Below are 20,936 nucleotides of genomic sequence, written 5' to 3'. Positions count from 1 at the left end.
AATGATTATTTCATTACTATTACTATTTGTTATAGCAACTTTTGCTATGCTAAATCCATTAAATATTTTAAATTATATTCAATTGCAAAATTCAGGCATTAAACTTATTAGTGATTTAAAGTTAGCAAAACTTGCAGCTTACAGCAAGGGAACGGATGTTAATTTTTATTTCATTAAAGATAAAAATTCAAACGATTTCAATGGGTATCTAATTGTCCAAAGCTCTAGGGCAATAAAAAGAGTTGTGTTGCCTAATAACGTAAAAATTTCAAGAAGCCTTAGCACTTTTTCATCAGACAATAAACTAGTATTTAATGCAAACGGGAGTGTGTCACCTTATGCATGCTCTGTTGTGTTAAAAGATATATATTCAAATAAAACAGAAAAAATTACATTAACGATTGGATTCAGCAGAATTGCGGGGTTTTAAGATGAAAACAAAAGGATTTATCCTAATTCAAACAGTAATTTTTATTATTCTTTTTAGTATTTTAGCTTTATCAATTTTAACCGTTAATTTTTCAAATGCAACAAGTAACCAAAGGATGAAACTAAAAGATTATGAACTGGATATTTGTAGAAGTATTGTTGAGTTCTATAAGGCAGATGAAGGCAAAGTGTATTCAAATATTGAAATATATTTTGATGATTTTGAAAATATAAAGAAGGGCATAATTTCAAATGGCTTATCAAATTTTGTGATATGTGCAAATGATAATAAAAATACAAAGGGACAATATAAACTAAATATAGAATTTAGCAAAATTGAAGGATTAAATTCGATTAAAGTAGTCTGTTCAAATACAGTTTTCAATATTAAAACAAGTATTATTTATTATAAATGATGGTGGTTATTTTGAAAAAGGGCTATATATTAATTGAAACATTAAGCGCACTAATTTTATTTGCTTTTTTATTGTATTTTACATTGAATTTTTATTTAAATCAGATAAATATTTTAAATTTAAACAACAAGAAACTAGATTCAAACATAAACAAAAGAATTGCAATTGAATTCTTGGCAGAAAAAATAAAAAATGCTAGTAGCATTGTATTAAATGGTGACGTTGTTTATATTGACAATAAAAAAATATACCTAAAAAATGATGTTTTAATATATGATTATGGCTCAGTTCAAATAGCTGATGGAATAAAAAAATTTAGTGTTATATATTTAGGAAAAGGGTTATACGAAGTCAAGGTCGAGTCTCTATATTCTTCAAATTCAGTGATAGTTAAAAACAGGTGAATAAAATGAAAAAGGGGTTTGTTGAAATTTATATTCTTTTGATATTTTTTGTAATATTTATTTTAGTTACATCATCTCTGGATATATCTTTAAATAACATTATAGTCAGAAATAATTTAGAAAATAGATTACAGGTTCAATATTATTCAGAGAGTGGAATTAACCATGCAATAAAATTGCTAGAAGCAGAAAATTTTCCAGCAAAAAACATCAAATATTATCTTATTATTGAAAATGACATGCTAAGACTTAGTTTTCAACCCGTTAATGACAAATATATACAATTGAATATTAATAGTATAATCGGGTCTAATTATATAAAATATAATATAAGTTCCAATGCAAGATTTAGGGATTATTACAGTTATACAACAAAGGAACTAGTAATTTTAAAGTAAGGGGGATTGCTTTGAAAAATATTTCATTAATCGGTATGCCTGGGAGTGGTAAAACTACTATTGGAAGAGTTTTATCTAAAAAGTTAGGCATGAAATTTATTGATTTAGATAGATATATAGAAGAAAAGGCACAAATGAAGATAACCAGAATATTTGAAATGTATGGAGAAGATTATTTTAGGAATATAGAAAGTCATTCCCTACTAGATGTCCTTGATACTGAAAACACAGTAATTTCAACTGGCGGTGGAATTGTTACGAGGGAAGAAAATATGATTTTTTTAAAGAAAAAAACAATTATTTTTTATATTAAAAGAGATTTGGATATAATAATAAATAATGTTAGGTTTGATAATAGACCATTGTTAAAGGATAAAAATAATTTATATAAACTTTTTGAAAAAAGATCTATGCTATATGAAAAATATTGCGATTATGCTATTGTTAACGATGCATCTATTTACGATGCTGTAGATAAAATAATTAAAATATTACAGGAGGATTAAAATGACAGTAGAATTTGGGCCTTCAGGAAATTCACAAAGTTTTTATGATGAAGGATATAAATCATCTATCGATTATCCTATGTGGTTGAAAAGAGTTGGATTGGATGCATATGAATATTCATTTGGGAGAGGTATTAATTTAAAAGAGGAAACTGCATTTAAAATTGGAGAAAATGCAAAAAGGTTTAATATAAAACTTTCAATACACGCACCCTATTATATCAATTTTGGGAGTTTGGATGATGATACTATAAATAAATCTATAGATTATTTAAGAAAAAGCTCAAAACTTGCTAAAATAATGGGCGCAGATAGAGTAGTATTCCATCCGGGTTCTTGTGCTAAAATTGATAGAAAAACTGCATTTGAAAGATGCAAATATGGTGTATCAAAGGCAATTGAAACATTGTATAAAGAAGATTTATTTCCTTACGTTATTATATGCCCTGAAACGATGGGGAAACAAAATCAATTAGGAACATTAGATGAAATAATCGAATTGTGCAACATAGACTATAATTTAATTCCTACCATAGATTTTGGCCATATTCATGCGCTAGGAAGAGGAGCATTAAATTCAATTTCTGACTTTGAATATATATTCGATAAATTATTTAGCGGTTTAGGAGAAAAATGTTTAAAAAAATTACATTGTCATTTTAGTAGGATTGAATACACTGATGCAGGAGAAAAGAAACACTGGTCCTTATCAGATACTGATTATGGCCCTGAATTTTCACTTCTCGCAAAAGTTCTTATTAAAAAAGATGTTTATGCGAGGATTATTTGTGAATCGCGTGAAAATATGGCTGAAGATGCACTAGAACTTAAAAGAATATTCCAGATGGAACTCAATTCATTAAAAATCTAAATATCAATTGCAATGTTAGTATAAATTTGATAAAATACAAGTGTTGCATAGAAAGTTATAGGGTGTGGTAAATTGAGACTATTAATAATCAATGGTCCAAACTTGAATATGCTTGGCATAAGAGAAGCTGAAGTTTACGGTAATATTTCCTATGAAGAGCTTAGCAAATTTATATATGAATTTGCAAATTTAAATGGTGTTGAAGTTAAAATATTTCATAGCAACATTGAAGGTGAAATTATAAACGAAATACATAATTCATTTGGAAAGTTTGATGGTATTATTATCAATCCTGGAGCCTACACCCATTATAGTTATGCTATACATGATGCTATTAAGTCAGTAAATATTCCTACTATAGAAGTCCATTTGAGCAATATATATAGTAGAGAAGAGTATAGAAGAAAATCAGTGATTGCACCTTCATGCGTAGGCCAGATAACAGGTTTAGGAAAATATTCATATATTTTAGCCATTGCTTATTTTACAAAGGGGGAATAAAAATGAACATATTAAAAAGACTTGAAAATTTTAGAGCAAGATTTGATGAATTAGGAATTGATGCTGCATTAGTTTATGGCGATTATAACAGAAATTATTTAAGTGGGTTTACTGGTCATGAAAGTTTTTCTGTTATATTAAAAGATAAGGCATATTTCCTTACAGATGGAAGATACATCGAACAAGCTAATGCTGAAGTTGTAGGATATGAAGTAATTGAATACAAACCACCTATACACAATGCTATAAAGGAATTGCTTCTTGAAAACAATGTAAAGGTTCTTGGAATCGAAGAAGACAGAATGACATATTCTGATTATTTCACTTATAAGGAGCTTTTAGAAGATATCCAAATAGTAAAATTAAGTCAGACAATTGAAAAATTAAGAATGATTAAAGAGGAAGAAGAGATAGAATTAATAGCAAAGGCTGCATCAATTGCTGATATGGCTTTTGAACATATTATTAAATTCTTAAAAGTAGGAGCAGTAGAAAAAGATATTGCGCTTGAATTAGAATATTTTATGAAAAAACATGGAGCTGAAGGGTTATCCTTCAATTCAATTGTTGTTTCAGGAGCAAGGTCTTCACTTCCACATGGAACTCCATCTGATAAAAAAATTGAATATGGCGATTTTGTAACACTTGATTTTGGATGCATATATAAAGGATACTGTTCTGATATGACAAGAACAGTTGTAGTAGGAAAAGCGAGTGACAAACATAAGGAAATATATAATGCTGTTTTAGATGCAAATGAAGCTGCCTTAAAGGCGATAAAGGCAGGTTTATCATGTTTCGATGCAGACAGAATTGCAAGAGATATAATAAAGGAAAGAGGCTATGGTGATAAATTTGGTCATGGATTAGGTCATGGTGTTGGTATGGAAGTTCATGAAATGCCAAGACTTAACTTTAGAAGCAATGAAATACTACAGGCAGGTATGGTTGTTACAGATGAACCAGGCATATATGTTCCTAATTTTGGAGGGGTAAGAATAGAAGAACTTGTTGTTGTAACTGAAGATGGTTACAGAGTATTATCAAAATCACCAAAACATTTGATGGAACTATAATTTTTGTTCATTCTTTATTTAGATAAAAACATTTTATGGAGGGATATTGTTCATGATTACAGCAGGAGATTTTAGAAAAGGGGCTACTTTTGAACTAGATGGACAAGTTTTTACAGTAGTTGACTTTATGCATGTTAAGCCAGGAAAAGGAGCTGCATTCGTAAGAACAAAACTTAAGAACGTTGTAACTGGTGCAGTTATTGAAAAATCATTTAACCCAACAGAAAAGTTTCCAGAAGCAATAATCGAGAGAAAAGAAATGCAATATCTTTACAATGATGGTAACTTATATTATTTCATGGATACACAATCCTATGAACAAGTTCCATTAAACTACGATAAGGTAGAAGACGCTATTAAATACCTTAAGGAGAATATGAATGCTATAATTAAATTTTACAAAGGAGAGGCTTTCTCAGTTGAACCTCCAACATTTGTGGAACTCGAAGTAGTTGAAACTGAACCAGGTGTTAGAGGGGACACAGCAACTAACGCGATGAAACCAGCGACAGTTGAAACTGGTGCTACATTCATGGTGCCACTCTTCGTAAATCAAGGAGATGTAATTAGAATCGATACAAGAACAGGCGAATATATGTCAAGAGTTTAATACATAATAATATTAAACAGTGGCAAAGGCCACTGTTTAATATTATTGAAGAGGTGATATAATGAACAATGTTAAAGAGAGAGTTGCTTATCTAAAGGGGCTTTCAGATGGACTAGGAATCAACGAAGACACAAAGGAAGGTAAGCTATTAATTGCAATTATCGATGTTTTGGATGAAATTGCAGAAGAAATTGATGCAATACATGAGGAAACAAATGACCTTGAGGACTATGTTGACGCAATTGACGAAGACCTTACAAGAATAGAAGATGAACTATATGAAGATGAGAATTTTGAAGACGAAGAAGAAAACTTCATTGAAGTTGAATGCCCGCATTGCAATGAAAAAGTTTTTCTAGACAGAGATATGTTTGATGATGAGGACGAGGACGAAATTATTTGTCCAAATTGTAATGAACCGATATATATTAGAGAAGAATGTGAATGCAATTGTGATGATGAGGATTGTAATTGCTAATCCCTGGAATTTTTCCAGGGATTTTTTTTATTCATAAAATAAATAAAATGCTAATAAACTTTATATTAAGAAAGGGGGACAAGTAATGGAATATACAGAAGTAAATAAGAACACTATTGAAATAATACTTTCCGAAGTATTATCTGAAAGAATTTATAGTTTAATAAAAAAGTTAAACAGAGAGGATTTTAATAATATTGAAGAAATAAGATTGAGAGCTAATAGACCTTTAATGATTCAAAATAAGCATGGTGATTTTTTTGTCAACAATAGCGGTTGTATAGATTCTAAATATAAAGATTTATTTGTTGTGGATAGGCAGGATATTGAAAGAACACTTCAAAGGATGAGCGACTATTCATTATATGCTGTTGAGGAAGAAGTTAAACAAGGTTTTATAACCCTAAGAGGAGGACATAGAGTAGGACTGGTAGGAAAAGTTGTTTTAGATGGAAACAAAGTAAAAACTTTAAAGTATATATCAGGAATGAACATAAGAATTGCAAAGGAGATAAAAGGTTGTGCAAATAATTTAGTAAGCAGATTATATAGTGAAGGAGTAAATCATACCTTGATAATTTCTCCTCCAGGTTGCGGTAAAACTACGCTGTTAAGAGATATCATAAGGGTGCTTAGCAGTGGGGATAATTCTTTAAATATTAAAGGTTATAGGATTGGATTAATAGATGAAAGGGGGGAAATTGCTGCTTGTTTTCATGGAGTTCCTCAATTGGATGTAGGAATTAGAACTGACGTTCTTGATAGTTGTCCCAAAGTAGCAGGAATTTATATGCTTATTCGCTCGATGAATCCTGAGATAATTGCAGTTGATGAAATTGGAGGACCTGAGGATGCAAAAGCTATAGAAGATGCTCTGAATGTCGGCGTTAAAATAATAGCAACTGCACATGGAAGGAATCTGGATGAAGTAATGAATAGGAACGGGTTTAGGGATATGTTGAACAATACATTTAGAAAGGCAATAGTTTTGAATAGAAACAAGGGACCGGGAACAATAGAAGAAATTATTGATATTTGACGGGAGGTGGAGGAATGTTTTTAAAGCTTATAGGAAGTTTCTTAATTATTGTTGCAACAACATTTATGGGATTTTACATATCATGGATTTTTTCTGAAAAAGTTAAACAGATTAGAGATATACAATTTGCTTTAAATCAGCTTGAAAGCGAAATAATTTATTCTTCGGAACCCTTATATATTGCTTTCAATAAAGTAGGAAATAAATTTAACGGTCCATTAAGGAACCTTTTTATGGATATCTCTGAAGAATTAAGAGAACATAGGATGGATACAATTTATGATACCTTTATCGATTGCTATGATAAGACAAAAGATAAATTTTATTTCGATGAAGAGGAAATTGAAGTCATTAAAAATTTTATTCAAGGAATAGGTTCAAGTGATTTTGAAGGTCAAAAGAAAAATTTTAATATTGCAATAAAAAAGCTTGAGGATATAGAAAAGAAAGTTGATGCAAAAAGAAAGTCAAACGACAAACTCATAAAGTATCTTGGTTTTTCCTTTGGCGTTGTAATAGTTGTAATGTTATTTTAGGAGGTGCACTATGGTTGATGTTGATATTATTTTTAAAATTGGTTTAATTGGCATTTTAATAATAATACTTGATAAAATTTTTGATAGTCAGGGCAAAAGTGATATGGCTACACTAACAACCTTAGCTGGTATAGTTATTGTTTTGTTCTTAACTTTAAACATGTTAGCCAAATTGTTTGACACAGTTAAGTCGATGTTTCAATATTAGAGGGTGATTAAATGGATATTACTAAAGTAATTATTATAGCTTTTATTGCAACCATAATAATACTGGTTATTAAGGAAGAAAAGCCCGAACTTGCAATACAGATAAGCATGGTTACTGGTCTTGTTATATTCTTTTTTATGATTTCAAGATTAACTCTTGTTATCCAAGCATTGCAGCAAATAGCAATAAAAGCTAATATCGATTACACGTATTTGAATATAATATTTAAAATTATCGGGATAGCATATTTAGCTTCATTTGGAGTTGAAATATGTAAGGATTCAGGACAAGGTTCCCTTGCCAACAAGATTGAATTTGCAGGCAAGATATTAATTATAATACTCTCTATTCCAATTCTAATGGCTGTTATGGATTTAATTATAAAAATTTTACCATAGGGTGAGTGAGTAAAATGAAATACAAGGTAAGTTTTATATTATTGATTCTAATAAGCATAAATACTGTTGTTTATTCGATGAATAAAGACCCAACATTTGATTTTAGCTCAATTGAAAGAATTTCTGAAAACTTAAAGCAAAATTATGAATATTTTCCAGATATAAGCCTTAAATCTTTAATTGAAAATTATAAGAGTAATGGGTCGTTAAAAATAACATTCAAAGAAATGATAATCAATATAGCTAAATTCTCTATTAAAGAAATAATTTTAAATTATAAACTGCTGTTAGAAATACTTGCAATTGGAATAATTTCGGCAATTATACATACATTGCAAAACGCTTTTGAAGACAACAACATTGCAAAACTTAGCAGCTATGCAATATTTTTGATAGTTACAATTATAATTATAAGAACTTTTACATATGCAATAGCAGTAGCCAATAGGGCAATCGATGACATGGTCAATTTTATGAACGCCTTAATTCCAGCATTAATAACAATGCTGATTGGGACTGGAAGCATTGCAACTGCCACAACTTTAGACCCAATATTGATGTTTTTTATTAAATTTTCAAGTGATGTTATTAAAAATATAATACTTCCAATAACTATAATAGCTGTAGTCGTATTTCTGATTGATAATTTAAGCGATGATATAAAGATTTCTAAACTTGGAGAATTTATAAATACAATTAATCAATGGCTATTAGGCTTTATTATGACAATATTTATTGGAATTATTACTGTAAGAGGTATTACAGCAAATACATTCGATGAAGTAGCTATAAAGAGCACTAAATTTGCTGTTGACAAATTTATTCCAATTGTTGGAGGAGCACTATCGGATGCAGTAACTACTGTCGCAAGCTATTCTCTTATACTTAAGGATGCAGTAAGCATATTTGGACTGTTTATAATAATAGGCATTTGTATATTTCCTTTAATTAAAATAATAGTATTAAGCTTAATATATAGATTCGCATGCGTTATATTAGAACCAATAGTCGATGATAAAATAGTTAAACCATTAAGCGTTTCAGGAAAAACAATGTTAATAATATTTGCATCAGTTCTTTCCGTGGCTGTAATGTTCTTTATTATGATAACAATTCTGGCATCAGCTGGTAAGGTTATTGTGAATGTAGGGTGATTTATATGATTAATTTTATAAGTTCCTGGGTAAAACTTATTGTAAGCGTTTATATTTTTATAACTCTTGTAGAAATTATATTGCCGTCAAATAGCTTGAAGAGATATGCAAAATTTGTTTTAGGTTTAATTGTATTAATAACTATTTTGATACCTGTTTTTAATATGTTTGGTAAGGAAATTGATATCAGCAATTCTATTAATAAATATATAAGCTATTATGAGGGTTCTACGGAATCTATTAAAATAGAAGATAATTATAATAAAGAAATAATAAATCAATTTAAGATGAATTTGAAGAACAATCTTGAAAATGAGATAGATCAGAATTTTAATAACAAATATGATGTATTATTAATTCAAGTAAATGAAAATATGAAAAGCGTTGGGTTTGGCAAGATTGAACGAATAGTATTAAGCTTAAACTCGAAAAACAATATCAAGTCAATTGAAAAGGTTGTAATTGGAAGCAATAAAAATGAAGCTTCATTTGAGATTAGAAATATGGACGTGATAAAGTTTTTGAAGGAGAATTACGGTATTGGGGAAAATACGATTGAGTTTGAAAGGTGAGGGGTGAATATGGATTTTAAAAAATTTATGGATAAGCTACCTAAGGATACAAAAAAGATAGTTCTTAATGTATTGATAGTAATTTTGGTTGGTATTTTGCTTATGATTATTGCTGATACATATAATCAAATAAAGATTTCAGATAAAAAGAAGAAGGAAGAAAAGTCTGTTATAGAGGTAAGCAGCGAAGCATTAAACCCAACTTTTTCCTATGAAGAAAAGATTAAAAGAGAACTTACTGAAATACTTTCACAAATTGAAGGCGTGGGGAAAGTTAGTGTTATGATTTATTTTGAGGGAGGCAGTGCTACAGTTCCAGCATATAACGAAAACTACAGCACAAGAAAGATTGAAGAAAAGGACAATCAAGGTGGGAACAGGATAACTACAGAAAATAACAAAAACATAAACGTTGTATTGCTTAACGAAGGAAATTCAAATAAACCTTTAATAATAAAACAGATTAATCCTAATATTGGTGGTGTAATTGTTGTTGCTGAAGGAGCTAAAAATCCCATGGTTAAAGAGCAGATTATTACTGCTGTTAAAACACTGCTGAATGTTCCATCATACAAAGTTTCGGCACTACCTATGAAAAATTAATTATAATAATTAAGTTTATAACATATAAATTTATTAGATTTAAATTTAAAGGAGGGGGACTATGTCTGATGTAAAAAGACAAACTGCAATAATCGCAGTTCTTATCGTATTAATTGCATTTTCTGGTTGGTTTGCAAAAAAGTTTAATGACTCAGGAAATTTAACTACTATTGGGAAGAATGTGGAAACAAAGGAAGTTACTAACTATTTTGCTGAAAGTAGAATTGAGAGACAACAGGAAAGGGATGTAGTAAAACAAGAATTAGAAAAGATAATTTCAAGCCAAGATGCTACTAAAACTGCCAAGAATGCAGCCACAACTAAATTAATGCAATTAAACGATAGAGCTTTGAAAGAAAATAAGATTGAAACTCTTGTCAAGGAAAAGGGATTTGAAGATAGTCTATGTTTTATAGACGATAATGGAGTTGAGGTTGTAGTCAAAACAGACAATTCATTGACAAGCGAAGATGCTAACCAAATTAAGGATATTGTTGTAAAAACGACGGGAATTTCTCCTTCAAGAATTACAGTAAGGCAAAAATAAAATATGCTTGATTTTTTCAAATTTTAGTAATAAACTAATGATAAGAAAAGACGAGACAGGAGGTGTAAACTGTGGAAGGAGAAATGAACTTAAATGAATTTGGGCAGATAAAGATAGCACCTGAAGTAATTTCGCTTATTGCATCTATGGCAGTTAATGAAGTTTCAGGAGTTGCTGATTTAACTGGTGGATTTACAGGCGATATGCTGGAAAAAGTAGGTGTAAAATCTCCTGCTAAGGGTATAAAGGTTCAATTAGGAGAAAATGAAGTTTTGATAGATGCAAATATTGTTGTTGATTATGGCGTTTCTATTCCTGAAGTTGCAAAAGAAGTTCAAAAGAAGGTAAAGCTTTCAGTTGAAACTATGACTGGGATTACTGTTACCCAAGTAAATGTTCACGTTCAAGGAGTAAACTTCCAAAAAGAAGTTAAGGACGAAGAAAAGGTAAAGAAATAATCATTAAATTAACCCTCTGTAATCAGAGGGTTAATTTAAATTTTAACAAGGGGTGTTACAAATGAATAAATTTGAGAAGTTTTTATTTACACTCTATTTTGTTTTTTTGGCTTTTGCTACTACTGTGGCATTATTGGCAATTAAAGGGATTATACCCCAAGAACAAATCAATTATTATTATTCTTTGACTGGTTCATATATTTTTGATATAATTGCATTTGCATTAATTGCTATTAATATTTATTTTGTAATTAGATTGCTAAAAACAGACACTTCTAATAAAGCTGGAATTGTTAAATATACATCTGATGGAGAGATAGTTATTACAAATGAAGCAGTAAAAGCACTTGTTTTAAAGGCAACTTCCAACATAAAGGGAATAAAGGATATTAAGGTATTTGTAAGACCAGGTAAACAAAATATAAATATAATGATTAAAATGTTGGTGTTTCCAGATATAAATATACCTAATTTGGTAAAGGAGATTCAACAGAATGTAAAATCATATATTGAAATGATTGCAGAAATTCCTGTTGGAGAGGTAAAGGTATTGGTTGATGACATTGCATCCGGAACTATGCTTAAAATGGAATGAGGGGTGCTATGATGTGGAAGGAATACTTAATTAACTTTGTTAATCAAAATAGAGGCAAATCGTTAGGCTGCGCAATAGGTTTATTATTTGCACTATTTGTTTTATTAATAGGATTTTTTAAGACAATATTTATATTAATTTGTTCTTATATTGGGTATTATATTGGTAGAAAAATTGACAATAATGAGGATTTATCCGAATTTTTTGGGAATCTGCTATTTAGTAAGTGGAAATAATACATTGGAGGAATGATCATGAGTAGAAAAAATGCAAGAGAAAAGGCAATGACATTGCTCTACCAGATGGAAATAAGTCAATCTTCAGCTGAAGAAGTTATTAATGATTTTTATGAAAACAATGAAATTAAGTTTAGCAATGATGATATTGATTATATTAAAGATTGCATAAGTGGAATTGAAAAGAATCTTAATATTATAGATGGTTACATAGAAAAATATGCTCAGGGCTGGAAACTCAATAGAATTGCAAAGGTTGATATCTCAATAATGAGATTAGCAATATTCGAAATGCTAAAAAGAGAAGATGTTCCAAATCCTGTAGCTGTTAACGAAGCTATAGAGCTTGCCAAAAAATATGGAACAGATAATTCTGCAGCTTTTATAAACGGCATATTAGGTAAAGTTATAGAGGAGTTATAATACTATGCAAAAGGTGTTGGGTATTGATACAAGCAATTATACAACATCCATTGCTGTTGTTGATGAAAATGGCATAATCTATGATAAAAGAAAAATATTAGATGTTAAAAGAGGTGAAAAGGGCTTGAGGCAATCTGAAGCCCTTTTTCAGCATGTTAATAATTTGCCAGATATTTTGGACGAAATAAATATTAATGATATAGCAGCTGTTTGCGTAAGCGTAAAACCAAGACCTCAGGATAATTCGTATATGCCAGTTTTTATTGCAGGCGAAAGATTTGCAAAGGTAATTTCAATTTCAAAATCTATTCCACTTTTTTTAACAACACATCAAGAAGGGCATATTGAATCGGCACTTCAATCAATTAGTTTTAACTACAATGACTTTATTGCTCTTCATCTTTCTGGTGGAACTTCTGAAGTATTAATGGTAAAAAAATATTTAGACTATAAGATAGAATTAATTGGCGGAACAAGGGATATAAGTTTTGGACAATTTATAGATAGATTAGGTGTTGAACTTGGTATTAATTTTCCATGTGGCAGGACTATGGACGATTTGGCTTTGTCTGCTCCTAAAAAGGATTTGAGAATACCGTCACGAGTAGATGGTTACTATTTTAATTTATCAGGTCAGGAAACAAATGGATTAAACATGATAAAGAATGGTTATAATCAAGAGGAAATATCCTTTGCGGCTATGATGTGTGTAGCAAAGACATTAGAAAAATTAATAAATAATTTGATTAATGACTTTAATTTACCTATAATTTTAATTGGAGGAGTTTCTTCAAGCAATTTTTTAAAGAAATATTTTAAGGGAAAGTTTGAGGGAAGGCTATTTTTTTCAGAATCAAATTACGCAACAGACAATGCGGTCGGAGTAGCTTACATAGGATTAAGAAAAATAAAGGAGGAATAAAAATGCCAGCAAAGGTTATCGATTGTAAAGCAATAGCAAAAGAAATTAGAGAAAGTTTAAAAATGAAGATTAGGGAATTTGAACACAGGAGGGGAATGAAATTATGCCTTGCAACAATTATTGTCGGTGGTGATCCTGCTTCAGTTTCATATGTAAGAAACAAGGAAAAAGTATGCATTGAAGCTGGGTTAAAATCTTTAACATACGAACTGCCAGAGGAGACCAAGGAAGAAGAGCTGATTGAGCTGATAAAATCGTTAAACGTAAATCCAGAAGTTCATGGAATACTTGTTCAAGTTCCTCTTCCTAAACATATAGATGAAGACCATATTGCAAATATGATTGCTGTTCATAAAGATGTGGATTGCTTTAACCCTATTAACGCAGGTAAGCTTTATCGTGGAGAAAAATGTCTGATTCCATGCACACCAAAGGGGATAGTAAGAATTTTAAAGGAAGTTAACGCTGAGTTAACTGGCAAAAATGTTGCAGTAATAGGAAGAAGCAATATTGTTGGTAAACCAGCAGCTGCATTATTATTAAATGAAAATGCTACAGTTACTATATGCCATTCAAAAACAAAAAATTTAAAGGCAATACTTTTAAGTTCTGATATAATCGTAAGTGCAGTAGGAAGGCCTAAATTAGTTACAAAGGATATGATTAAAGAAGGTGCAATAATAATAGATGCAGGAACAACTATGGTGGATGGAAGGTTGGTTGGGGATGTTGACTTCGAAGCGGCAATTGAGTTAGCTTCTATGATAACTCCCGTTCCTGGAGGAGTTGGTTCGATGACAACAACTATGTTAATTGAAAATGTTTTGGAGGCTGCATATATTTATGAATAAAACAGCTTATACTGTTTCGCAGATAACTAGATATATAAAAGATTTAATCGATGAAGATGAAGTTTTAAGCAATGTGTATATAAAAGGCGAAATTTCAAATTACAAAGTTCATTCTTCAGGTCATGTTTATTTTACACTAAAGGATGATGAATCAAAAATAAAATGCATTTTATTTAAAAGTTATAGTTCTAGATTAAAATTTATCCCAGAGGATGGGATGAGTGTTTTTGCTTATGGCTCGATCAGCATTTATGAAAGAGATGGTCAGTATCAATTATATTGCACAAAATTAGAGCCTGATGGCTTTGGAAGTTTATATTTAGCCTATGAGCAGCTAAAAGAAAAGCTCGCTAAGGAAGGACTTTTTAGTGACGAATACAAAAAGCCGCTACCAATGTTTCCTAGAAAAATTGGAGTTGTAACTTCAAGCACAGGTGCAGTAATAAGGGATATTATTAATGTTTCAACAAGAAGATTTTCAGGCATAAAAATATTGCTTTATCCTGCAAAAGTTCAGGGAGAAGGAGCTGCAGAGAGCATTGTAGAAGGTATTAGGTATTTTAATACTAGGGACGATATAGATGTTATAATAATAGGCCGTGGTGGCGGTTCAATAGAAGAACTTTGGGCATTTAATGAAGAAATAGTTGTAAGGGCAATTTTTGAAAGCAAAGTACCTATCATTTCTGCAGTTGGGCATGAAACTGACATAACTATATCAGATTTTGTTGCTGACGTTAGAGCTTCAACACCATCCCATGCTGCTGAGATTGCAGTTCCAAAATTTGAGGAATTGAAATTTAAAATAACAAATTGTCATGAAGCTCTATATAAATCCTTAATCAATAATATTAGGCATAGAGTGCTTATTATTGAATCTTTGCAGCAAAGAATTATGAATTATTCACCAAATAACATAATAATTCAAAACATCCAGTATATAGATAACCTACACAGCAAAATAATCAATATAATAAATAAAAGGATTACGTATGAGAAAAATAAAAGCCAAATGTTGTGTTCAAAGCTAGACATTTTGGGAACGAATATATTATCTATTAGAAGAAATAAATTTTTATATCTAGTTGGTAAGATTGATGCTTTAAGCCCTTTAAAAATTCTTTCAAGAGGTTATGCATTTGTCGAAAAGGAGAAAGAGATAATTAAAAGCATTAATGATATTGAGATAGATGATATTTTAATGCTACAGGTTAGCGATGGTAGTGTAAAATGCCGCGTTGAAGAAAAACTGGAGGTAAATTTATGGGAAATGAATTAAACTTGAATTTTGAGGAAGCTATAAAGAGGTTGGAGGAAATCGTTAAAAAACTTGAAAGCGACAACCTTTCGCTTGATGAATCTTTAAAATTATTTCAGGAAGGAGTTCAGCTATCGGATTACTGCAATAAAAAATTAGATGAAGCAGAAAGACAAATAAACATAATAATTAAGGGAAATGATGGCGAGTTAATGGAAAAGGATTTTACTCCTGAGGAGGATTAGGATGAATTTTGTTGAATCACTTAAGTTGAAGCAGGATTTGGTAAATAATAATTTAGAAAAACTAATGCAAATAAGTGACGCACCTAAAAAAATTGTTGAGGCGATGAAATATAGCTTATTTGCAGGTGGAAAAAGAATAAGACCTGTATTGAGCATTGCTGTTTGTGAAGCATTGGGCGGAAATGCTATGGAGCTTTTAGATTTAGCTTGTTGTATAGAAATGATTCACACTTATTCATTGATACATGATGATTTGCCAGCAATGGATAATGATGATTTTAGAAGAGGTAAACCTACTAATCATAAAGTGTATGGTGAAGCAATTGCAATATTAGCTGGTGATGCTCTTTTGAACTATGCATTTGAAATAGCTTTGAATGCTATAAAAAAGAACAACTATCATAAAAAATATACTGATGCACTGATTGAAATTTCAAAATCAAGCGGGATAACTGGAATGATTGGCGGACAAGTAATAGATATAACAAGCGTTGGAAACGAAATTGATGAAAACCTCTTATTTGGGATGCATTATAAAAAAACAGGCAAATTAATCGAAGCATCATGTGCAATTGGAGCAATAATTGCAGATAGATATGAAATGCTCGATAATGTTAAAAACTATAGCTATAATCTTGGAATTGCATTTCAGATAGTAGATGATATTCTAGATGTTACAGGTGATAAAGAAAAGTTAGGCAAGAGCATTGGAAAGGATTTAAAGGATAACAAACCTACATTCGTCACTATATTTGGACTTGAGAAAGCAAAAATGTTGGCCAATAAATTTAGCAAAGATGCAGCAGATATTGCATTGAAGATAGATGAATCAAAATTTCTATATGAACTTACGAATTATCTCTTGACGCGTGAAAGTTAGGTGAAATTTTATGTATTTAGATATTTTTAAAAATAGTGTTTTAATTACAGCATTTTTAGGATGGCTAATTGCTCAGCTTTTGAAAGTATTGATTGTTTCACTAAAAAAAGGTAAAATTGATTTTACAAGGCTTGTGGGCTCTGGAGGTATGCCTAGCTCACATTCAGCCTTTGTGGTTGCTCTTGCAACTAAGGTGGGTAAACTAAGTGGATTTGATAGCATAAATTTTGCAATTTCTTTTTGTTTTGCTATGGTTGTAATGTATGATGCAGCAGGCGTAAGACGCGCCGCAGGTAAACAGGCGAGAATTTTGAATTTAATGATTGAAGATTTGATGCATAAAAATTTTAAACACGAAAAGCTTAAAGAGTTAATAGGTCATACTCCAGTTGAAGTTTTTGCTGGAGCTATTTTAGGGTTATTTGTCGGGACGGTGCTATAAATAACAGGTGGCGCAGTATTCTAGTCAGCTAGTCTATTCTGAAGGCGGGGCTAAAAATCCGCTAAAGGGCACATCGATGAAGTTCCTTGTGCTGGCTCGCTACGCCCAGTGGTGGGTTGGTGCTGGGAGTAAGGGGGATGGGGCGACCGCAATGGCATGCGCAATCGACCCTACCCCCGCGGAGACCCTTGTTCGTGGACAACTACGGCAAGGGATTAAACCTGCAAAGTGGTATATTTAATGCTACGTGCAGCGTAGCCTGCCTTGAGCAAGAATGGTGGAGGATAGATCAGATTCATATTCATTGGGCCCATGTGTATGGATTATCGCTATAGGAAACCATTTTTGCAAAAGAGGCTAAGGATAGACGATGCTGTTGAGGAAATCTCCTAGACTGTTCCAAAGGAGGCAGGATAGGGATTGCAGTGTGGACTAAGTGGTAATCTAGCCTCATACTTGGCGACAGTATGAATTTTCAGTTAAAGGGAAACCACCTGGGCGGCGACGCCCTGGCCTGAAAATGGGAAAGCCTGCTAGACCTAAGCCGCAAACTTAACTTATCCTGCCGCCACCTTAAATTTAATACAGGTGATTATATGGGAAAAAATAAAAAAATTAAGCTTTATGTTAAAAAGTCAAGTAGTATAAATAATTATAAATGGTTACTTATAATTATATTCTGGACGTTGATAATATCTTTTAGTATAAATTTAATTACTGAAACGATAATACCAAATGTTAACATATATACTGCTATTTTAATTCTTGTTTTAATTATAGCGACGGGTGTTTTTTTTGATATTTTAGGTGTAGCAGTTACGGCTGCAGATGAAACACCGTTTCATTCTCTTGCTTCAAGAAAGGTTAAAGGTGCTAAAACCGCTGTAGCACTTATTAGGAGTGCAGATAGGGTTTCTAATTTTTGTAATGACGTAATTGGAGACATAGCAGGAATAATAAGCGGAGGCACAGGAGCTGTAATTATCGCAAAATTAATTATTAATGGATTTATGTTAAATAAAACAATAATTGCAATTTCATTCAGTTCTATTATAGCTGCAATAACAATCGGAGGTAAGGCATTAGGCAAGAATTTTGCTATTTCTCAAGCAAATAACATAGTTTTTAGAATAGCTTACCTGATTGAAACATTATCCAATATAAAAAATATTATTCAAAAGAGGTAATGGTAATGGCTGTTTTGGAAAAAGTAAATTATCCTGATGATATTAAAAATTTGAAAACTGAACAATTAAATATATTAGCTGAGGAAATTAGAAACTTCCTCATTGAAAATGTATCAAAAACTGGAGGACATCTTGCTTCAAATTTAGGCGTCGTTGAACTTACTATTGCTATCAATAAGGTATTTGACCTTCCTAAAGACAAGCTTATATGGGATGTTGGACATCAATGCTATGTGCATAAAATATTGTCAGGTAGAAAAAATAGATTTGATACGCTTAGAATGTATGGTGGCTTAAGTGGTTTTACAACAAGAAAGGAAAGTCAGTATGATGTTTTTGGTGCAGGTCATAGCAGCACATCTATATCTGCTGCTTTGGGTTTAGCGAAAGCAAGGGATTTAAGCAAAGAAAAATTTAATGTAATAGCTGTTATAGGTGATGGGGCATTAACTGGCGGAATGGCACTTGAAGCATTAAATGATGCTGGAGCATCAAATACAGATTTAATTGTTATTTTAAATGATAATGAGATGTCAATAGCTCAAAATGTTGGGAGTTTAGCTACATATTTAAGCAAAATTAGAACTAATCCAAAATATATAACTTTAAGGGATGACATTGAAACAATTCTGAAAAAAATACCTGCTGTTGGTAATAATATATATAAGTCAATGGAGAAAATAAAAGAAAGCGTAAAGCAACTTGTTATACCGGGAATGTTATTTGAGGATCTTGGTTTTACTTATTTGGGGCCTATTGATGGGCATAATATATATGCAATGATAGATGTTTTGAATAGAGCAAAAAAATTAAAAGGACCAATAGTTATTCACGCAATAACAAAAAAAGGAAAAGGGTATCATTTTGCCGAAGAACAACCGGATGTTTTTCATGGCGTTGGACCATTTGAAGTTTCAACTGGCAATAATTTTTCAAACTCAAAAATGACATATTCGGATGTATTTGGTGAAGAAATTATAAAAGAAGCCAAAACAAACGAAAAAATAGTTGCTATAACTGCTGCGATGCCTGACGGCACAGGTTTGAAGAAGTTTTCAGAAGAATTTCCTCATAGATTTTTTGATGTAGGAATAGCAGAACAACATGCAACAACTTTTGCTGCAGGATTGGCAGCAGGAGGGCTAAAACCTGTTTTTGCGGTATATTCGACGTTTTTACAGAGGGCGTATGATCAAGTAATTCATGACGTATGTTTACAAAATTTACCTGTAGTATTTGCTATAGATAGAGCTGGTGTTGTAGGTGAAGATGGAGAAACTCACCAAGGTATTATTGATATATCATTTTTGAGAGTTGTGCCTAATTTAACGATATTATCTCCAAAGGATATTGAGGAATTTAGGATGATGCTTAAATGGATTTTCAAATTTAATAAACCTGTTGCAATCAGATATCCAAGAGGTGGGGACTATTTAGAAGGATTTATAAAATACGATGATATTCAGTATTCTAAATGGGAAATATTAAAAGAAGGAAAAGATATATGCATAATAGCAACAGGTCGACCTAATCAAACTGCAAAGATTGCTATAGACAAACTAAAAATAAAGGATATAAATGTAGCTCATATAAATGCAAGATTTATAAAGCCATTGGATTATACGATGCTTGATAATATTTTTAAGGATTATAAGCATATTTTCACAATCGAGGATAACTACATTGCTGGTGGTATGGGAAGTTCAATATTGGAATACGCGGCAAAGAAAGAATACAAGGGTAAGATTGTCCAACTGGGGTATCCAGATGAATTTATAGCTCATGCAAATATTAATCAACTATATAAAAAATATAATCTCGATTCAGAGGGAATTTACAATACTATAATGAAACAAATTTAGTAAAGGTAGAGTGCTTATGGAAAAGGAAAGACTTGATATACTTTTAGTTCAAAAAGGTTATTTTGAAACAAGGGAAAAGGCAAAAAAAAATATTATGGCAGGACTTGTATTTGTTGATGGACATAGAGTTGATAAATCAGGTGAAAAAATATGCGTTGATGCTAACATTGAAATAAAAGGCAATGCTTTTCCCTATGTAAGTAGAGGGGGATTAAAGTTAGAAAAGGCATTATTGCAATTTGGAATTAATCTTAAAGATAAGATTTGCATTGATGTTGGCGCATCGACTGGAGGCTTTACTGATTGCATGCTTAAAAACGGTGCAAGAAAGGTGTATTCAATAGATGTAGGTTATGGACAGCTTGCTTGGGAGTTAAGAAACGATTCAAGAGTTGTTGTTATGGAAAGAACAAATATAAGATATGTAAATCCTGAAGATTTGAATGACTTAGCGGATTTTGCTTCAATAGATGTTTCATTTATATCGCTTAAATTAGTATTACCATCAGTTATTAAACTTTTAAATGATGACGGCGAGATAGTAGCTTTAGTTAAACCTCAGTTTGAAGCTGGAAGAGAAAAGGTTGGCAAAAAAGGAGTAGTAAGAGACAAGGAGGTTCATATTGAAGTTATTAATGAGGTAGTTAATGCTGCCATTGAAAATGGTTTAAATGTCTTAAGCCTCGATTTTTCGCCAATAAAGGGCCCAGAGGGCAATATAGAATATTTGCTTTACTTAAGCAAAGGTCAAAAATCAATTTTAAACAGCATAAAGGTCGATGAAATAGTAAATAATGCACATCTTAAATTAAATAATTAAGGGCAAGTGAT

The 20,936-nt window shown here is 31.2% G+C and carries 31 protein-coding genes; all 31 read left to right on the top strand.

Annotated features, from left to right (window positions below; genetic code table 11):
- The first annotated feature begins 1 nt into the window (after position 1).
- Positions 2-430, top strand: coding sequence for a hypothetical protein (locus ABG79_RS06630; RefSeq protein WP_057978406.1), 429 nt, complete (start codon positions 2-4; stop codon positions 428-430).
- Position 431: 1 nt separating this feature from the next.
- The gene (locus ABG79_RS06625; RefSeq protein WP_057978405.1) at positions 432-845 is read left to right on the top strand and encodes a hypothetical protein; all 414 of its coding nucleotides are present in this window, start codon (positions 432-434) and stop codon (positions 843-845) included.
- Positions 846-856: 11 nt separating this feature from the next.
- Positions 857-1,249: a hypothetical protein gene (locus ABG79_RS06620; protein ID WP_057978403.1), complete on the top strand. Its 393-nt coding sequence runs from the start codon at positions 857-859 to the stop codon at positions 1,247-1,249.
- Positions 1,250-1,254: 5 nt separating this feature from the next.
- Complete coding sequence (locus tag ABG79_RS06615; protein ID WP_057978400.1) at positions 1,255-1,647, top strand: hypothetical protein; 393 nt, start codon at positions 1,255-1,257, stop codon at positions 1,645-1,647.
- 11 nt (positions 1,648-1,658) lie between these two features.
- Positions 1,659-2,153 (top strand): shikimate kinase, encoded by a 495-nt coding sequence (locus tag ABG79_RS06610; protein ID WP_057978398.1) that lies wholly within the window; start codon positions 1,659-1,661, stop codon positions 2,151-2,153.
- Between the two features lies 1 nt (position 2,154).
- Positions 2,155-3,024 (top strand): TIM barrel protein, encoded by an 870-nt coding sequence (locus ABG79_RS06605; RefSeq protein WP_057978396.1) that lies wholly within the window; start codon positions 2,155-2,157, stop codon positions 3,022-3,024.
- 72 nt (positions 3,025-3,096) lie between these two features.
- Positions 3,097-3,525, top strand: a complete 429-nt coding sequence (aroQ, locus tag ABG79_RS06600; RefSeq protein ID WP_057978394.1) for a type II 3-dehydroquinate dehydratase — start codon at positions 3,097-3,099, stop codon at positions 3,523-3,525.
- Positions 3,526-3,527: 2 nt separating this feature from the next.
- The gene (locus ABG79_RS06595) at positions 3,528-4,601 is read left to right on the top strand and encodes an aminopeptidase P family protein (RefSeq protein WP_057978392.1); all 1,074 of its coding nucleotides are present in this window, start codon (positions 3,528-3,530) and stop codon (positions 4,599-4,601) included.
- Between the two features lie 52 nt (positions 4,602-4,653).
- On the top strand, positions 4,654-5,211 hold the full coding sequence (gene efp / locus ABG79_RS06590; RefSeq protein ID WP_057978390.1) for an elongation factor P: 558 nt from the start codon (positions 4,654-4,656) through the stop codon (positions 5,209-5,211).
- A gap of 61 nt (positions 5,212-5,272) precedes the next feature.
- Positions 5,273-5,689, top strand: a complete 417-nt coding sequence (locus tag ABG79_RS06585; RefSeq protein ID WP_057978388.1) for a CD1247 N-terminal domain-containing protein — start codon at positions 5,273-5,275, stop codon at positions 5,687-5,689.
- A gap of 85 nt (positions 5,690-5,774) precedes the next feature.
- Positions 5,775-6,728: a stage III sporulation protein AA gene (gene spoIIIAA / locus ABG79_RS06580; RefSeq protein ID WP_152978222.1), complete on the top strand. Its 954-nt coding sequence runs from the start codon at positions 5,775-5,777 to the stop codon at positions 6,726-6,728.
- A 14-nt stretch (positions 6,729-6,742) separates the two neighbouring features.
- Positions 6,743-7,264 carry a stage III sporulation protein SpoIIIAB gene (spoIIIAB, locus tag ABG79_RS06575; RefSeq protein ID WP_057978387.1) on the top strand — a complete coding sequence of 174 codons (522 nt, stop codon included), beginning with the start codon at positions 6,743-6,745 and terminating at the stop codon, positions 7,262-7,264.
- Positions 7,265-7,274: 10 nt separating this feature from the next.
- A complete protein-coding gene (gene spoIIIAC / locus ABG79_RS06570) occupies positions 7,275-7,472 on the top strand; it encodes a stage III sporulation protein AC (RefSeq protein ID WP_057978385.1) in 198 nt (65 codons plus the stop codon).
- A gap of 11 nt (positions 7,473-7,483) precedes the next feature.
- Complete coding sequence (gene spoIIIAD, locus ABG79_RS06565) at positions 7,484-7,870, top strand: stage III sporulation protein AD (RefSeq protein WP_057978383.1); 387 nt, start codon at positions 7,484-7,486, stop codon at positions 7,868-7,870.
- Positions 7,871-7,884: 14 nt separating this feature from the next.
- Positions 7,885-9,024: a stage III sporulation protein AE gene (spoIIIAE, locus tag ABG79_RS06560; RefSeq protein WP_057978382.1), complete on the top strand. Its 1,140-nt coding sequence runs from the start codon at positions 7,885-7,887 to the stop codon at positions 9,022-9,024.
- A 5-nt stretch (positions 9,025-9,029) separates the two neighbouring features.
- Positions 9,030-9,596 carry a stage III sporulation protein AF gene (spoIIIAF, locus tag ABG79_RS06555; protein WP_057978380.1) on the top strand — a complete coding sequence of 189 codons (567 nt, stop codon included), beginning with the start codon at positions 9,030-9,032 and terminating at the stop codon, positions 9,594-9,596.
- Between the two features lie 9 nt (positions 9,597-9,605).
- Positions 9,606-10,199: a stage III sporulation protein AG gene (gene spoIIIAG / locus ABG79_RS06550; protein ID WP_057978378.1), complete on the top strand. Its 594-nt coding sequence runs from the start codon at positions 9,606-9,608 to the stop codon at positions 10,197-10,199.
- Between the two features lie 61 nt (positions 10,200-10,260).
- Positions 10,261-10,746, top strand: coding sequence for a SpoIIIAH-like family protein (locus ABG79_RS06545; protein ID WP_057978377.1), 486 nt, complete (start codon positions 10,261-10,263; stop codon positions 10,744-10,746).
- A 71-nt stretch (positions 10,747-10,817) separates the two neighbouring features.
- Positions 10,818-11,204, top strand: coding sequence for an Asp23/Gls24 family envelope stress response protein (locus ABG79_RS06540; RefSeq protein WP_200956801.1), 387 nt, complete (start codon positions 10,818-10,820; stop codon positions 11,202-11,204).
- Positions 11,205-11,265: 61 nt separating this feature from the next.
- On the top strand, positions 11,266-11,799 hold the full coding sequence (gene amaP / locus ABG79_RS06535) for an alkaline shock response membrane anchor protein AmaP (RefSeq protein WP_057978375.1): 534 nt from the start codon (positions 11,266-11,268) through the stop codon (positions 11,797-11,799).
- The gene (locus ABG79_RS06530) at positions 11,796-12,035 is read left to right on the top strand and encodes a DUF2273 domain-containing protein (protein ID WP_341408606.1); all 240 of its coding nucleotides are present in this window, start codon (positions 11,796-11,798) and stop codon (positions 12,033-12,035) included. The genes amaP and ABG79_RS06530 overlap by 4 nt, the downstream gene beginning before the upstream one ends.
- A gap of 18 nt (positions 12,036-12,053) precedes the next feature.
- Complete coding sequence (gene nusB / locus ABG79_RS06525) at positions 12,054-12,458, top strand: transcription antitermination factor NusB (protein ID WP_057978371.1); 405 nt, start codon at positions 12,054-12,056, stop codon at positions 12,456-12,458.
- 4 nt (positions 12,459-12,462) lie between these two features.
- On the top strand, positions 12,463-13,380 hold the full coding sequence (locus tag ABG79_RS06520) for a tRNA (adenosine(37)-N6)-threonylcarbamoyltransferase complex transferase subunit TsaD (protein WP_057978369.1): 918 nt from the start codon (positions 12,463-12,465) through the stop codon (positions 13,378-13,380).
- Positions 13,381-13,382: 2 nt separating this feature from the next.
- The gene (locus ABG79_RS06515) at positions 13,383-14,231 is read left to right on the top strand and encodes a bifunctional 5,10-methylenetetrahydrofolate dehydrogenase/5,10-methenyltetrahydrofolate cyclohydrolase (protein ID WP_057978367.1); all 849 of its coding nucleotides are present in this window, start codon (positions 13,383-13,385) and stop codon (positions 14,229-14,231) included.
- The gene (gene xseA / locus ABG79_RS06510) at positions 14,224-15,510 is read left to right on the top strand and encodes an exodeoxyribonuclease VII large subunit (protein WP_057978364.1); all 1,287 of its coding nucleotides are present in this window, start codon (positions 14,224-14,226) and stop codon (positions 15,508-15,510) included. The genes ABG79_RS06515 and xseA overlap by 8 nt, the downstream gene beginning before the upstream one ends.
- The gene (gene xseB / locus ABG79_RS06505; RefSeq protein ID WP_057978363.1) at positions 15,495-15,734 is read left to right on the top strand and encodes an exodeoxyribonuclease VII small subunit; all 240 of its coding nucleotides are present in this window, start codon (positions 15,495-15,497) and stop codon (positions 15,732-15,734) included. Before xseA ends, xseB begins: the two co-directional genes overlap by 16 nt.
- A gap of 1 nt (position 15,735) precedes the next feature.
- Positions 15,736-16,614: a polyprenyl synthetase family protein gene (locus ABG79_RS06500; RefSeq protein WP_057978361.1), complete on the top strand. Its 879-nt coding sequence runs from the start codon at positions 15,736-15,738 to the stop codon at positions 16,612-16,614.
- 10 nt (positions 16,615-16,624) lie between these two features.
- Positions 16,625-17,056, top strand: a complete 432-nt coding sequence (locus tag ABG79_RS06495; RefSeq protein WP_057978360.1) for a divergent PAP2 family protein — start codon at positions 16,625-16,627, stop codon at positions 17,054-17,056.
- Between the two features lie 596 nt (positions 17,057-17,652).
- A complete protein-coding gene (locus ABG79_RS06490) occupies positions 17,653-18,243 on the top strand; it encodes a hypothetical protein (protein ID WP_057978358.1) in 591 nt (196 codons plus the stop codon).
- A 5-nt stretch (positions 18,244-18,248) separates the two neighbouring features.
- Positions 18,249-20,105, top strand: a complete 1,857-nt coding sequence (gene dxs / locus ABG79_RS06485) for a 1-deoxy-D-xylulose-5-phosphate synthase (protein WP_057978356.1) — start codon at positions 18,249-18,251, stop codon at positions 20,103-20,105.
- A gap of 10 nt (positions 20,106-20,115) precedes the next feature.
- A complete protein-coding gene (locus tag ABG79_RS06480; RefSeq protein ID WP_152978221.1) occupies positions 20,116-20,925 on the top strand; it encodes a TlyA family RNA methyltransferase in 810 nt (269 codons plus the stop codon).
- The last annotated feature ends 11 nt before the right edge of the window (positions 20,926-20,936 follow it).

This window comes from Caloramator mitchellensis (assembly GCF_001440545.1).
Lineage (GTDB): Bacteria > Bacillota > Clostridia > Clostridiales > Caloramatoraceae > Caloramator > Caloramator mitchellensis.
The sequence above is the reverse complement of the archived record's forward strand: the minus strand, read 5'-3'. Positions and strand labels throughout refer to the sequence as shown.